The organism is Leisingera sp. ANG-M1 (assembly GCF_000813745.1).
GTDB lineage: Bacteria > Pseudomonadota > Alphaproteobacteria > Rhodobacterales > Rhodobacteraceae > Leisingera.
Genome location: NZ_JWLC01000025.1, coordinates 338,619 through 352,647 on the forward strand (window position 1 = coordinate 338,619; position 14,029 = coordinate 352,647).

Below are 14,029 nucleotides of genomic sequence, written 5' to 3' on the forward strand. Positions count from 1 at the left end.
TTAGTGAAAGTTGGCTTGCGCGGCGTTCAGCGCCTGCTGATCGACACGGGGTTCAGCGCGGGCTTGAACATCCTGCACATAGGCCTCGAACAAAGCTTGGGCCAGGTTTTGGTCCATTTGCGCTTGCAGGGCCTGGGTGAGCAGTTTCATATCATCGCTTTCTTCCGGCGGCAGGACGGCATCCAGCCGGACAACCACAGCCGACTCGGCGTCCTGAACCAGGCGGAACTCGCCCTCGGCCATCCCGAACACCTGGGTGACCAAATCAGCCGGAACGGTGTCGATATAGGCGGTGCGGGTCAGGCCGGTTTCGGTTTTGACAGCGGCGCCTTCTGCAAAGCTGTCTGCAGCCTTGGCTTGGGAAAGAAGCTCTTCACCTTGTTGCCGCAATGCCGTGGCAAGGCGATCCGCCTGCCAGGCCGCGAGCACTTGTTCCTTGGCCTCTGCAAAGGGTTCCGGGCGTTCCGGCAGGATCTCGTCCAGCCGCAGGGCAAACAGGCTGCCATCGTCGAGGAAATCCACCGCCGGGAAATCCTCTGCGTTAACGGCAGCGGCGGCGGTGCGGAAGCCTTCGTAGGCGGCAATGCCGTCGCTGGTCTCGCTCGTCCAGTTGATCTGCGCGAGCTCCAGACCGTTTTCGGTGGCCAGTTCTTCAAGCGTGGCGCCGCCTGCCAGAAGGTCGTCGATGTCCTCGGCCTGTGCTTCCACCAGACGGCGGGCGCGGTCAGCAGAAAGCTCATCGCGCAGCTCCGCCTTGGCCTGTTCAAAGGTGGTGGTCTGCGCCTCAAGGCGGCCGTTGATGCGGAACAGGGCCGGGCCGAGATCAGAGGGCAGGGGACCTGCCACATCGCCGACTTGCGCAGAAAAGACATCGGTTCCCGCTGCACCCAGATCGCCCATGGTCACGTCGCCGAGGTCGATGTCCTGCAGGGTCAGGCCGCGGGCATCCACCAGGCTTTCGAAAGTGGCGCCGCCGGTTTCCAGCTGCGCCTTGGCGCTTGCAGCGGAGTCCTCATCAGCAAAGACCAGGCGCTCGACCAGGCGGCGTTCAGGCACCTGGTACTGGCTGGAGCGGTCGTCAAACAGGTCCCGCAGCATTGCTTCATCTACCTCTACCTCGTCCAGCAGCATCGCCGGGCGCAGCGCGGCATAGGTGATCACCTTGGCTTCGGGCAGCATGAACTGATCCTGGTTGGCCTCATAGAAAGCCTGGAGGTCAGCGTCCGAAGGCACCTGCGCGGTCAGAGCGATGTCAGAGGCATTGACCTGTACATAAGAAAAGCTGCGGCGGGCGCCGATAAAGCCGGTCAAGGTACCGGTCAGCGTCTGCGGCATTTCGGTGCCGGACAAAATCGCGCTTTGCACGATGGTGCGGGCGGCTTCACGGCGCAGGTCATCTTCGAACTGTTTTTCGGACAGGCCGGCATTGCGAAGCGCAAAGCTGTAGGCCTCGCGGTCGAATTCACCGTTCACGCCCTGGAAAGCATCAATGGCGGCCAGTTCTTCAATCAGGTTTTCGTCACCGATGGACAGGCCAAGGTCTTTTGTTTCGTGATCCAATGCGGCGATCGAGATCAGCCGGCCCAGCACAACGCGGTCCAAACCGAAGGCGGTCAGCTGCGACATCGGCATGGCCTGGCCGGTCTGCGCCTGCAGGGCACGCTGTTCGCGCTGCAGCTCGCGGACGTAATCGCCAATGCTGACTTCCTCATCGCCAACTTGCGCTACAGAAGATCCTGAACTGGTGAAATTCACCGCGCCAAAGCCGGCCAGGCCGACGATCAGCATCCCCATCAGGATCCAGACAAAGGTTTTGGATAGCTTCTGCATGCCTGCGGCCATGATGCCCTCTTTATTGTTTGCCGCGCGGGAAAAGCCGGGCGGCGGGAAATGCCGCTGACTGAATACGCGGCTGCCCGCAGAGGGGCAAGACGGTTGCGGATCAAACCGCTGGATGTTCAGGGGGTAAAGTCGGCCAGGCGGCTGAAAAGCGTCTGGATGCCTGCCCGGTCCACATTGGCAAAGGCAATCCGGAACTGGCGGGCGCCATCCGGATCCCCTTCGGGCATGAACATCGATCCCGGCAGCATCAGCACTGAAGCTTCGGCAACCAGTTTTCTGGCGACATCTTCCGACGAAAGATCGAAAGGGTGCTCGACATAGGCGAAGTAGGCGCCGCATCCGAGCAACCGCCAGCCTTTGGCTTCAAGCGCCGGAAACCCTTCTTCGATGGCCGTTCGGCGGCTGAGGATTTCCTGACGCTCCCCTGCCAGCCAGTCTTGCAAGTTTTCGATTCCCCAAAGCGCGCCTGCCTGGCCCAGCTGCGACGGGCAGATTGTAACGGTATCGAGAAACTTCTCCATTTCGAACATCATTTTTGGGGAGGCAGCGATAGCCCCAACTCGGTGGCCGGTCAGCCGGTAAGCCTTGGAGAAGGAGTAAAGGTGAATGAGCGTCCGGTCCCAGTCTGCGGTCTGAAACAGCCCGTGCGGCGCGCCTGTTCGGCTGTCGAAGTCGCGGTAGGTCTCATCCACGATCAGCGACAGGCCTGATTTGCGGGCCAGGTCAAAGAAAGCCCGCACCAGTCCGTCCGGGTACTCCACGCCGCAAGGGTTGTTGGGGGTGACCAGCACGATGGCACGGGTCCGGTCCGTGATCAGATTTTGCGCCTTGGCCGGATCCGGCAGCATGCCCTCGCCAACGGACAGCGGCACAGCTTTGACGCCGGCCATGTCCAGCCACATCTTGTGGTTGAAGTACCAAGGCACCGGGATGATCACCTCGTCGCCTTCACCGCAAAGCGCGGCAATGGCTGCGGCAAAGGCCTGGTTGCAGCCGGAAGTAATACCCACCTGATCAGCAGCTACAGCCGCTTCGTAGTGATCCGAGATCTGCCCGGCCAGCGCCTGGCGGAGCGCGTCATTGCCCAGCACCGGCCCATAGAGATGTGCATCAACGTTATTCAGCGCGGCGTCGGCAAGCGCCTGGCGCAGTCCTTCGGGCGGTGCTTCTGCCGGCGCAGCCTGGCTGACATTCAGCAGCGGGCGCCCGGGAGGGAACCTCACCCCGGCCACCCAGCGACGCGATTCGACGATGGGGGAAACGAAGGTGGCCTCAGTACGGGTGCGGTTCATCAAAAGCTCCAGACGCCGGTGCAGCATCAAATTCGGCTGCGGGAATACTACCGGACTATCCTTGGCATGACCGCGCGCCGTGCCTCAAGCGGAATTGCCCGCCATCCGGCAAAAGAAAAGGCGCGCCCCGCAGAGCGCGCCTTTCTTTCCATTGAACCTTCAGCAGGGATCAGTCCTTGCCGCGGTAGGGCTCGACGTATTGCAGCGCCATGTCCCAGGGGAAGAAGATCCAGGTATCCTGGCTCACCTCGGTGATGAAGGTATCCACCATCGGGCGGCCCTGCGGCTTGGCATAGACAGTTGCGAAATGCGCCTTGGGGTACAGTTTGCGGACCAGTTCAAGGGTCTTGCCGCTGTCGACCAGGTCATCAATGACCAAGACGCCTTCACCATCGCCCATCAGGCCTGCGTCAGGGGATTTCAGCACTTCCGCTTCGCCCTGTGCCTGGTGGTGGTAGGATTTCACCGAGATGGTGTCGACAGTGCGGATGTCCAGCTCGCGGCTGACGATCATGGCCGGCGCCATGCCGCCGCGGGTGATCGCAACAACGGCACGCCAGGCGCCGTCATCGGGGCCTTGCCCGTCCAGGCGCCAGGCCAGCGCCCGCGAGTCGCGGTGGATCTGGTCCCAGCTGATGTGAAAGCCTTTTTCGTGCGGCAGACGGTCGGTCATATGTTTTGCTCCCCGCGAGATCGCGTCGGCTGGCAGAGGCCCAGGGGAACCCCGGGGCCTCAATTCGTTCAGTTACTTAGAGATGTCAGGCGCATCCACCGCCTTCATACCTACCACGTGATAGCCGGCATCCACATGCAGGTTCTCGCCGGTCACGCCGGAGCTGAGATCGGACAGCAAGTAAAGTGCGGACTTGCCGACATCGTCGGTGGTGACATTGCGGCGCAGCGGCGAGTTGTACTCGTTCCACTTCATGATGTAGCGGAAATCGCCGATACCGGAGGCGGCCAGGGTCTTGATCGGGCCGGCCGAGATCGCATTGACCCGGATGCCGTCCTTGCCCAGATCCTCGGCCAGGTATTTGACCGACGCTTCCAGCGCCGCCTTGGCCACGCCCATCACATTGTAGTGAGGCATCACCTGCTCGGCGCCGTAGTAGGTAAGGGTCAGCAGCGAGCCGCCTTCGGACATCATCTTCTCGGCACGGTTCGCCACCGCAGTGAAAGAGAAGACCGAGATGTCCATGGTCATCTGGAAGTTGGCACGGCTGGTGTCGACATAGCGGCCGCGCAGTTCGTTCTTGTCGGAAAAGCCGATGGCGTGAACGACAAAATCCAGCTTGCCCCATTTGCTTTCCAGCTCGGCAAACAAGGCATCAATCGAGGCCTCGTCCGAGACATCGCATGGCAGCACGATATCGCTGCCCAGCTGCTCGGCCAGCGGCGCAACACGCTTCTTCAGCGCCTCGCCCTGGAAGGAAAACGCGAGCTCGGCACCGGCATCGGCGCAGGCCTTGGCGATCCCCCAAGCAATGGATTTGTCGTTGGCCAGGCCCATGATGAGGCCGCGCTTACCGGCCATCAGTTGACTAGACATGCAGGTTCTCCGCCTGTGATCTGATAATTTAGCGGTGTTTAATATGCTGCGCGGGTCGCTTCAAGGGTGCACGCCCTTGCCGATGGCCAGGAAGCTGCATAGGTTGCACGCAATTCCGCTACGAGGTGACCGAATGTCCGACCGTTCAGGTATTTTTGCAGGCGACGATCCCTTTGCCATCGCCCGCGCCTGGCTGGCAGAGGCCGAACAGGCCGAACCCAATGATCCCAATGCCATCGCCCTGGCCACTGTGGACGAGACCGGGCTGCCCAACAGCCGCATGGTTTTGCTCAAGGAGATCGAGGACGGCGCCTTTGTGTTCTACACCAATTACGAGAGTGCAAAGGCCCGAGAACTTGATCAGGCCGGCAAGGCCGCCTTTGTGATGCACTGGAAATCGCTGCGCCGGCAAATTCGCGTGCGCGGCACGATCAGCCGCGAAGACGGGCCCCAGGCCGATGAATACTACAAATCGCGTTCGCTCAAGAGCCGCCTGGGAGCCTGGGCTTCAAAGCAGTCGCAGCCATTGGACAGCCGCGGCACGCTGATGGCCGAAGTGGCGAAAATCACTGCCACCAAAGGAACTAACCCGGACCGGCCACCATTCTGGGGCGGCTACCGGCTGACTCCAGTGGAAATCGAGTTCTGGGCCGATGGCGCATTCCGGTTGCATGACCGGTTCCGCTGGCGCCGCGAGAATGCAGATGCAGCATGGGAAATCCTGCGCCTCAACCCTTGATGCAAAAGGTTAAAGTTTACCTAGGGTCAATAGCAGTTTCGTGACAATTTCAGGACTTTTTAGCTTGAATTCCAAGGTCAGAATCGCGCATCAGGGCATCATCAAAATAAAAAAAACGCGGTGGAATAAGTAAGTGGCAGAAGATCTCAGCAGCTTGCAGCAGGTACAGGGGCTGGTGAAGTGGTTCGATCCGGCCAAGGGATACGGCTTTGTCGTATCTGACGAGGGCGGCCCGGACATTCTTCTCCACGTGAATGTGCTGCGCAATTTCGGCCAAAGTTCGGTTGCGGACGGTGCCCGGATTGAGGTTGTCACTCATCAGACCGGCCGCGGTGTCCAAGCCGTTGAGGTCCTCTCAGTTCAGCCGCCGGAGCGCGACGACACCCCGGTGCTGAGCGATTTCGCCGAGCTTGATATGGACAGCCTGCAGAACGAGCCGCTGGAGCCTGCACGGGTCAAATGGTTCGACAAGGGCAAGGGCTTTGGTTTTGCCAATGTCTTCGGCCGCGGTGACGATGTGTTCCTGCATGTCGAGGTGCTGCGCCAGTCGGGGCTTGCTGATCTGCAGCCGGGCGAAGCGCTGGCGATGCGGGTGATCGACGGCAAACGCGGCCGCATGGCGGTAGAGGTGCTGGCTTGGGAAGCTGCCCTGCTGCCAGGCGCACTGGACTGAGCACATGCTAGGGCGCCTTTTCTCCACGGGATTGGGCGCCGTACTGCCATTTGTTGCCAGCGCCTCCTGGGCCGCTGACTGTGCTCCGGGCCGCGTCGACTTGCGGGGCTCCTGGGGTCAGATCGGCTTCAGCGTTGAAATCGCCGACGACGAGCAGGAACGGGCCCAAGGGCTGATGTTCCGCGAAAGCCTGCCGCGCGGGGCAGGGATGCTGTTTGTATACGAGCATCCGCAAACCGCTGCCTTCTGGATGAAGAACACGCTGATTCCGCTGGATATCATCTTTCTGGATGAAAACGGCCTGGTGACCACGGTTCATGAGAACGCAGTCCCCGGTGATTTGACCCCCATTCCGGGCGGCGATCACGTCTTTGCCGTGCTTGAAATCAATGGCGGGCTGGCGCGCCGGTACGGGATTTCTGCAGGCACCCAGATGCGGCACGAAATTTTTTCGCGCACAGCAGCAGTTTGGCCCTGTTAGGGCTTTTCAAATCAGTTTCCCGGATATAGGAAGGCGCACGGTCCGGGGCGTGGCGCAGTCTGGTAGCGCACCTGTTTTGGGTACAGGGGGTCGTGAGTTCGAATCTCGCCGCCCCGACCACTTCTCATCATAAAATAGAATGCTGAATCTGATCACGCCGTGCGTGAGAAGATTCGCCTCGCTCATTTGGCGTGCTCCAGAGGAGGTTTTCAATCATAGGTGATGACGTTGGCTTAACTGGTTGTTAAGATACCTTTAACCAATTGCTGCTGACCCGCATCAGAAGGTTAAGGAGGGTGTCAGGCAGACGGCCCGGCACCGTAACACCGCGGCTGTTCCATCGTAAAATTGCACCACTCTAAGATCACTACCCTAGGCCCTAGGGTCAGCTGTTGAGAAACGGGGGAGAGATGCTGCCGGTCTTTTTCCGCAAAGCAGCAAGTCGTTCCCTGAACACAAGAATTCTCAAGAGGCTGACGCGGGGCAATCAATCGCAGTGAATGAGCAGGCCTGTGGATGAATCAATGCGCCGTGCCTGACCCTGTAATCCGCTGCAAGCGTCAACAGCAAAGATCGTTGCCAAGAGGTAAATTTAGCGTTGACCCTTTGTGTGCGAATACGCCAAATTGTGGACACTGGTTGTGACGGCACTAGATCTGGTAGACAGAAGCGCCGCAGCAACAACGCTGAATACAGCAGACAGCCCTGAGAAGAATGGCCGGCGAGGGCCTCAACCATGCATGCCTGACCAGGCCTGCGCAGGGTGTTTGCGTGTTTTGCAACCGGCGCTGCTAGGTGCGGGGGCACCGCCAAAACAAACGATGAGTGCTTGAGAAGGGGCAGAGCATGAAGATCGAACGGAAGTACACCAAACCCGGCCAGGATGCATATGCCGAACTGGCATTCGTCTCTGCCACCTCGGAGATCCGCAATCCTGACGGGACCATTGTTTTCCGGCTCGATAACATCGAAATTCCGGCCTCCTGGAGCCAGGTGGCCAGCGACGTCATCGCCCAGAAGTACTTCCGCAAGGCCGGCGTGCCGTCGCGCCTGAAGAAAGTCCGCGAAAAAGGCGTGCCGGAGTTCCTGTGGCGCTCGGTCCCTGCAGATGGCGCCGTGCTTGGCGGCGAGACCTCCTCCAAGCAGGTGTTCGACCGTCTGGCAGGCGCTTGGGCGTACTGGGGCTGGAAGGGCGGCTATTTCTCCTCTGAGGAAGACGCACGCGCTTACTACGACGAAATGCGCTATATGCTGGCCACCCAGCGGTCCGCGCCGAACTCGCCCCAGTGGTTCAACACCGGTCTGCATTGGGCCTATGGCATCGACGGGCCGGCACAGGGCCATCACTATGTCGACTACAAGACCGGCAAGCTGACAAAATCCGACAGCGCTTACGAGCATCCCCAGCCGCATGCCTGCTTTATCCAGTCGGTCTCTGACGATCTGGTCAAAGACGGCGGCATTATGGACCTGTGGGTGCGTGAGGCGAGGCTGTTCAAATACGGCTCCGGCACCGGCACCAACTTCTCGCACCTGCGCGCCGAGGGCGAGCCGCTATCGGGCGGCGGTAAGTCTTCCGGCCTGATGGGCTTTCTGAAGATCGGTGACCGTGCAGCTGGCGCAATCAAATCCGGCGGCACCACCCGGCGTGCGGCCAAGATGGTGATCGTTGATGCTGATCACCCGGACATCGAAGACTTCATCCAGTGGAAGGTGATTGAGGAGCAGAAGGTCGCCTCGATCGTGGCCGGCTCCAAGATGCACGAGAAGATGCTGAACGGCATTTTCGAAGCGATCCGCAGCTGGGACGGCGCTGAGGCGGATGCCTATGACCCGGCGGTCAACGACAGCCTTAAGAAGGCCGTCCGCGAAGCCAAGAAAGTGGCGATCCCGGAAACTTACATCAAGCGGGTGCTGGATTACGCCAAGCAGGGCCACACCTCGATCGAATTCCCGACCTATGACACCGATTGGGACTCCGAGGCTTACAGCTCAGTTTCCGGCCAGAATTCCAACAACTCGATCCGGGTTACCAACGCCTTCCTGCATGCAGTCGAGAAGGACGCGGACTGGGAACTGATCAACCGCACCGATGGCAAAATCGCCAAAGTCGTGAAAGCCCGTGATCTATGGGAGAAGGTCGGCCACGCCGCCTGGGCCTGTGCCGATCCGGGTATCCAGTTCCACGACACTGTGAACGAGTGGCACACTTGCCCGGAAGACGGTGAGATCCGCGGCTCAAATCCTTGTTCAGAATACATGTTCCTGGACGACACTGCCTGCAACCTGGCGTCCCTGAACCTGCTGAGCTTCCTGAAAGGCGGTCTGTTCCAGGCGGATGACTTCATGCATTCCTGCCGCCTGTGGACACTGACGCTGGAAATCTCAGTGATGATGGCGCAGTTCCCCTCGAAGGAAATCGCGCAGCGGTCCTATGACTTCCGCACCTTGGGCTTGGGCTACGCCAACATCGGCGGGCTGCTGATGAACATGGGTTACGGCTATGACTCGGACGAGGGCAGGGCGCTTTGCGGGGCGCTGACCGCGCTGATGACTGGTGTGGCTTATGCCACCTCAGCCGAAATCGCTTCGGAGCTGGGTCCGTTCCCCGGTTATGAAAAAAACGCAGATCACATGCTGCGTGTGATCCGCAATCACCGCAATGCTGCAAAGGGCAACGCTGACGGCTACGAAAACCTGTCGGTCAAGCCAGTGCCGCTGGATATTGCCAGCTGCCCGGACGCACTGCTGACCGATCTGGCCGCCAGCGCCTGGGACGAGGCGCTGGAGCTGGGTCAAAAACACGGCTATCGCAATGCCCAGACCACTGTGATTGCACCCACCGGCACCATCGGCCTGGTGATGGACTGCGACACCACCGGCATCGAGCCGGACTTTGCCCTGGTGAAGTTCAAGAAGCTGGCCGGCGGCGGATACTTCAAGATCATCAACCGCTCGGTGCCTTCGGCGCTGGAAGGGCTGGGCTACAGCTCGGCGCAAATCGAAGAGATCGTGTCTTACGCGGTCGGCCACGGTTCCATCGGCAACGCCCCGGGGATCAATCACACTTCGCTGGCAGGCCACGGATTTGGCCCCAATGAGCTGGCCAAAGTAGACGCGGCGCTGGAAGCTGCCTTTGACATCCGCTTTGTGTTCAACCAGTGGACCCTGGGCGAGGATTTCTGCACCGGCGTTCTGGGCATCCCGGCGCCCAAGTTGAACGATCCGACTTTTGACCTGCTGCGCCACCTGGGATTCACCAAGGCCGACATCGAGGCCGCCAACGACCATGTCTGCGGCACCATGACCCTTGAAGGTGCGCCGCATCTGCAGGAAGAGCACTATGCGATCTTTGACTGCGCCAACCCATGCGGCAAAAAAGGCAAGCGTTTCCTGAGTGTTGACAGCCACATCACCATGATGGCCGCCGCGCAGAGCTTTATCTCGGGCGCGATCTCCAAGACCATCAATATGCCCAACGATGCGACCATCGAGGATTGCCAGAAGGCCTATGAGCTGAGCTGGAGCCTGGGTGTGAAGGCCAACGCGCTGTACCGCGACGGCTCCAAGCTGAGCCAGCCTCTGGCCGCAGCCCTGGTCGAGGATGACGACGAAGCCGCTGAGGTGCTTGAAAACGGCTCGACCCAGGAAAAGGCGGCTGTACTGGCCGAAAAAATCGTTGAAAAAGTTGTGGTCAAGGAACTGGTCCGCAGCCACCGAGAGAAGATGCCGCAGCGCCGCAAAGGCTATACTCAGAAGGCCGTTGTCGGCGGCCACAAGGTCTATCTGCGCACAGGCGAATATTCCGATGGCACCCTGGGCGAGATTTTCATCGACATGCACAAGGAAGGCGCTGGCTTCCGGGCAATGATGAACAACTTCGCCATCGCGGTCTCGGTCGGTCTGCAATACGGTGTGCCGCTGGAGGAATTTGTCGACGCTTTCACTTTCACCAAGTTTGAGCCCGCAGGCATGGTCCAGGGCAACGACTCGATCAAGAACGCAACCTCGATCCTGGACTATGTGTTCCGTGAGCTTGCCGTCAGCTATCTGGACCGCACAGATCTGGCGCATGTGAAGCCCGAAGGCGCTACCTTCGACGATCTGGGCCGCGGTGAAGAAGAAGGCGTTTCCAACGTTTCCGAGCTGAGTGAAAGCGCCGCCACGCGGTCGCTGGAGGTTCTCAAGCAGATTTCCTCGACCGGCTATCTGCGTAAGCGGCTGCCGCAGGAACTGGTGGTGCTTCAGGGCGGCCAGACCGAAGCGGGGGCTTTGGGCACCGGCACCGATCCGGTAGCCGCGCTGCAATCGCTGGTTCCGGAGACGACGGAGGCATCTGTGCAGCCTGCCAGCGGCATGGACGCGCGCACCAAGGCAAAAATGCAAGGCTATGAAGGCGAAGCCTGCGGCGAATGCGGCAACTACACGCTGGTGCGCAACGGCACCTGCATGAAGTGCAACACCTGCGGCGGCACCTCGGGCTGCAGTTGAAGAAACAAAAGAGACCGGAAGCCGCCGCGGCGGCTTCTGACAAAATCAGGAACGGGTGCGCCCGTTCTGAACACTGAGAAGGCCCAGGTAAGAATACATTCGGGCAGTCAATGAAGGAGCCTGATCGGTGATAACTGGCTTCCTCTGGTATTCAGAGGAGGCCATTTTCTTTGCGAGAACCTTTGATTGACACTATGCGGCAGGGCGAGTGATGGTTCGCCGCATACTTCTTATAATCAGAATTATGTTAAATTAGCCGAAAACCCTGGAGCATGCCAAGGAATGCACGCTGGCGCTCTTGACCTGTCTTTTCAGCCACTTAGAGGGCGAAGCAATCCCTCCTGGGCTACGCTGGCGACCAATTGGCCATCCTCGGTGAAAATGGATCCACGGTTGAAGCCCCTGCCGTTGCCCGTAAACGGCGCATCCATCGCATACAGATGCCAGTTCTCAAACTGAACCGGAGCATGGAACCATAATGCGTGATCAAGGCTGGCGGTCATGGCGTCGGGATTGTGGAATGTTAGCCCATGCGGCCGCAGCGAAGATCCAAGCAGTCCAAAATCCGAAACATATGCCATTAGAATGTGCTGCAGCTGAGGGCTTGCGCCTTTGGCTGCTTCCATACGCACCCACATGCTGTTGACGTCGCTCGTCTTTTCCGGCGTCAAAGGATCCCGCGGCTCGACTTCGCGGATTTCGAACGGGCGCGGCCGGATGAATTCTCCGCGTTTGTCTGGAGTTACGCGCAATGCGTTGCGTAATAAAATCTCCTGCCGCGGTTCCAGATCAGCAGCCGGCGGAACATCCGGCATTCTGTGTTGGTGGTCCCACCCAGTTTCCTGTGCGTGAAAGGACGCCGCCAGGTTCAAAATCTGTTTTCCATTTTGCATCGCAACCACGCGGCGGGTGGTAAAACTGCGGCCGTCACGAGCGGGGTCCACCTCATAGATTACTGGCCGAGCTGGATCGCCGGGACGGATGAAATATGCATGAAGAGAATGGCACAAGCGGTTGTTTACAGTTGAATATGTGGCGGCAAGCGCCTGTGCAATCACCTGCCCGCCGTAAATCCGCGTCGGCGTTTCACCGCCGCTCCCTGTACCGCGGAAAAGATTGCTGTCCAATACCTCAAGGTCCAGCAGATCAAGAAGTGCTTTGGCTGGTTCATTCATGTCTTCCGCGCTTTCATTGTTTGCAGCGGATCCTATCTGGTCCGGCGGCCGGACAAAACAGCTCCTCGCCGAAACACCGCTTCAGCAACAAGTTTTCCGGACTTTTCTTCTCCTGAACAACGTGTTGTAGGAAATATCTCATATCCTCGAGTGGTTTTCCCCAGTCCGTGCCGCTGAGCTACTGGCTCTGTTCCTGCAATTTGAGACCGTGATTGTTGCGATTCCTGGAAAAACATGCCGACGGATCACTGTATTCGCCGCCCGATTTAATGCCAGGTTTTCACATGGATTACGGAACTTTTTTGCAGCGGCCAAGGTGCCGCGGAATGACTCGGATCCCTGTTACATTATTTACCTCAAACATAATTTTTGGGATTCCCGCGGCTTTGTGTATTCGCTTTCGCCGCTTGTTTGCCGTAATAGTTCAACGTGAAGAACTGCGAGGAAATACAGCCAATGCCGAGTATTCTGGTTTTGAATGGACCTAATCTAAACCTGCTTGGGACCCGCCAGCCGGAAGTCTATGGCTCGGTCACGCTGGCTATGGTTGAACAAGCTTGCGCTGATCATGCCAAGTCGCTCGGCCTCTCGGTTGACTGTCTGCAGTCAAATCATGAAGGCGCCTTGATCGATGCTATCCATGCCGCCAAGGGACAGCATCAGGGTATTGTCCTGAACGCAGGCGCCTATACACATACGTCCATCGCCCTGATGGACGCGCTGATTTCTGTCGAGCTCCCCGCTGTAGAAGTGCATCTCTCGAACATACATGCCCGTGAGCCGTTCCGGCATGTTTCGTATATCTCCAAAGCTGCACTGGGTCAGATATGCGGCTTTGGCGCCCATGGCTATGTGCTGGCACTGGATGCGCTGGCAAACCATTTGAAAGAGGCTGGCGCGGAATGAAAGTCAAGAAGTACCTGAATTTCCTCTGCGGCGCCGAAAGCCTGGAGCAGCTGTGGCACGGCCATGTTCAGCAAATGGCCGAATTCGGGTTCGACCGGCTGATCTACGGCTATACCCGCTACAAGACGGAAACCTCGCTGGGCGATCCGGATGATTTCGTTATTCTTTCCAACCACGAGAGCGAGTATCTGAACGGTTTCTTGCACAAAGGGCTGTATTTCCACGCGCCGATGCTCCGCTGGGCACTGGACAACGAAGGCGCCGGCAGCTGGCGCATCGTCCAGGAAATGGCTGCGCGAGGCACGCTGACACCGCAGGCCAAGAAAGTGCATGAGTTCAATCAGAAGCTGGACATGAACGCCGGCTATACGGTCAGCTTTTATTCGGCTTCCAACCGCTATAAGGGAGCAATATCGCTGGCGGCCAAGCCCGGGGTGTCTCAGGATGAAGTTGACGCGCTTTGGGAGGAGAAAGGCAGCGATATTGTGCTGATGAACAATGTCGCCCATCTCAAGATCCTCACCCTGCCCTACACGGCACCGAACCGCAGCCTGACCAAACGGCAGCGGGAAGTGCTGCAGTGGGTTGGTGACGGCAAGACGACCCAAGATATTGCGTTGCTGATGGGGCTTACTCCCGCAACGATTGAAAAGCACTTGCGACTGGCCCGGGAATCTCTTTCGGTCGAGACAACCGCCCAAGCGGTTTTGAAGGCCGCGCTGCACAATCAGATGTACATCCTTGATGCCTGACACTCGGCTAAGTGTCAGATTGTGCCTTCAAGAATTTAGTTAAACATCTGAAATAAATACTCTTTTTCATAGTGCGCGAAATGCGCACTTTTTCATTTTAGCGGTTCGCAAAATCCCGGATGCACTAGA

11 protein-coding genes and 1 tRNA gene are annotated in these 14,029 nt (G+C 58.9%); 7 read left to right on the plus strand and 5 right to left on the minus strand.

Annotation, left to right across the window (positions count from 1 at the left end):
- The 4 genes from RA19_RS20975 to fabI form a co-directional block, all read right to left on the minus strand.
- Complete coding sequence (locus tag RA19_RS20975) at positions 1 to 1,842, minus strand: peptidyl-prolyl cis-trans isomerase (protein WP_039166491.1); 1,842 nt, start codon at positions 1,840 to 1,842, stop codon at positions 1 to 3.
- A 116-nt stretch (positions 1,843 to 1,958) separates the two neighbouring features.
- Positions 1,959 to 3,134: an aminotransferase gene (locus RA19_RS20980; protein WP_039166642.1), complete on the minus strand. Its 1,176-nt coding sequence runs from the start codon at positions 3,132 to 3,134 to the stop codon at positions 1,959 to 1,961.
- Positions 3,135 to 3,303: 169 nt separating this feature from the next.
- Positions 3,304 to 3,807: a xanthine phosphoribosyltransferase gene (gene gpt, locus RA19_RS20985; RefSeq protein ID WP_039166493.1), complete on the minus strand. Its 504-nt coding sequence runs from the start codon at positions 3,805 to 3,807 to the stop codon at positions 3,304 to 3,306.
- Positions 3,808 to 3,879: 72 nt separating this feature from the next.
- The gene (gene fabI, locus RA19_RS20990) at positions 3,880 to 4,683 is read right to left on the minus strand and encodes an enoyl-ACP reductase FabI (RefSeq protein WP_039166495.1); all 804 of its coding nucleotides are present in this window, start codon (positions 4,681 to 4,683) and stop codon (positions 3,880 to 3,882) included.
- A 133-nt stretch (positions 4,684 to 4,816) separates the two neighbouring features.
- Here fabI and pdxH point away from each other — a divergent pair, with 133 nt between their 5' ends.
- The 5 genes from pdxH to RA19_RS21015 all read left to right on the plus strand — a co-directional run bounded on the left by pdxH (position 4,817) and on the right by RA19_RS21015 (position 11,067).
- Positions 4,817 to 5,422 (plus strand): pyridoxamine 5'-phosphate oxidase, encoded by a 606-nt coding sequence (gene pdxH / locus RA19_RS20995; protein WP_039166498.1) that lies wholly within the window; start codon positions 4,817 to 4,819, stop codon positions 5,420 to 5,422.
- 133 nt (positions 5,423 to 5,555) lie between these two features.
- Positions 5,556 to 6,095 carry a cold-shock protein gene (locus RA19_RS21000; protein ID WP_039166500.1) on the plus strand — a complete coding sequence of 180 codons (540 nt, stop codon included), beginning with the start codon at positions 5,556 to 5,558 and terminating at the stop codon, positions 6,093 to 6,095.
- A gap of 4 nt (positions 6,096 to 6,099) precedes the next feature.
- The gene (locus RA19_RS21005) at positions 6,100 to 6,576 is read left to right on the plus strand and encodes a DUF192 domain-containing protein (protein ID WP_052261961.1); all 477 of its coding nucleotides are present in this window, start codon (positions 6,100 to 6,102) and stop codon (positions 6,574 to 6,576) included.
- Between the two features lie 43 nt (positions 6,577 to 6,619).
- Positions 6,620 to 6,696, plus strand: a tRNA-Pro gene (locus RA19_RS21010).
- A 726-nt stretch (positions 6,697 to 7,422) separates the two neighbouring features.
- A complete protein-coding gene (locus RA19_RS21015) occupies positions 7,423 to 11,067 on the plus strand; it encodes a vitamin B12-dependent ribonucleotide reductase (RefSeq protein ID WP_039166502.1) in 3,645 nt (1,214 codons plus the stop codon).
- Positions 11,068 to 11,378: 311 nt separating this feature from the next.
- On the opposite strand, the gene RA19_RS21020 is transcribed toward RA19_RS21015, so the two are convergent.
- Positions 11,379 to 12,242 carry an acyl-CoA thioesterase gene (locus RA19_RS21020; RefSeq protein ID WP_039166504.1) on the minus strand — a complete coding sequence of 288 codons (864 nt, stop codon included), beginning with the start codon at positions 12,240 to 12,242 and terminating at the stop codon, positions 11,379 to 11,381.
- Between the two features lie 456 nt (positions 12,243 to 12,698).
- On the opposite strand from RA19_RS21020, the gene aroQ reads away from it, so the two are divergent.
- Both aroQ and RA19_RS21030 read left to right on the plus strand, forming a co-directional pair.
- Entirely contained in the window at positions 12,699 to 13,148 is a 450-nt protein-coding gene (aroQ, locus tag RA19_RS21025) for a type II 3-dehydroquinate dehydratase (protein ID WP_039166506.1), read from the plus strand.
- On the plus strand, positions 13,145 to 13,900 hold the full coding sequence (locus RA19_RS21030) for a helix-turn-helix transcriptional regulator (protein WP_039166508.1): 756 nt from the start codon (positions 13,145 to 13,147) through the stop codon (positions 13,898 to 13,900). Before aroQ ends, RA19_RS21030 begins: the two co-directional genes overlap by 4 nt.
- Positions 13,901 to 14,029: the final 129 nt, after the last annotated feature.

What these genes read in the sequence shown, in the direction of transcription:
- RA19_RS20975 (WP_039166491.1), bottom strand. Translation starts at nt 1,842, where the DNA reads ATGGCCGCAGGCATGCAGAAGCTATCCAAAACCTTTGTCTGGATCCTG.
- RA19_RS20980 (WP_039166642.1), bottom strand. Translation starts at nt 3,134, where the DNA reads ATGAACCGCACCCGTACTGAGGCCACCTTCGTTTCCCCCATCGTCGAA.
- gpt (WP_039166493.1), bottom strand. Translation starts at nt 3,807, where the DNA reads ATGACCGACCGTCTGCCGCACGAAAAAGGCTTTCACATCAGCTGGGAC.
- fabI (WP_039166495.1), bottom strand. Translation starts at nt 4,683, where the DNA reads ATGTCTAGTCAACTGATGGCCGGTAAGCGCGGCCTCATCATGGGCCTG.
- pdxH (WP_039166498.1), top strand. Translation starts at nt 4,817, where the DNA reads ATGTCCGACCGTTCAGGTATTTTTGCAGGCGACGATCCCTTTGCCATC.
- RA19_RS21005 (WP_052261961.1), top strand. Translation starts at nt 6,100, where the DNA reads ATGCTAGGGCGCCTTTTCTCCACGGGATTGGGCGCCGTACTGCCATTT.
- RA19_RS21015 (WP_039166502.1), top strand. Translation starts at nt 7,423, where the DNA reads ATGAAGATCGAACGGAAGTACACCAAACCCGGCCAGGATGCATATGCC.
- RA19_RS21020 (WP_039166504.1), bottom strand. Translation starts at nt 12,242, where the DNA reads ATGAATGAACCAGCCAAAGCACTTCTTGATCTGCTGGACCTTGAGGTA.
- aroQ (WP_039166506.1), top strand. Translation starts at nt 12,699, where the DNA reads ATGCCGAGTATTCTGGTTTTGAATGGACCTAATCTAAACCTGCTTGGG.
- RA19_RS21030 (WP_039166508.1), top strand. Translation starts at nt 13,145, where the DNA reads ATGAAAGTCAAGAAGTACCTGAATTTCCTCTGCGGCGCCGAAAGCCTG.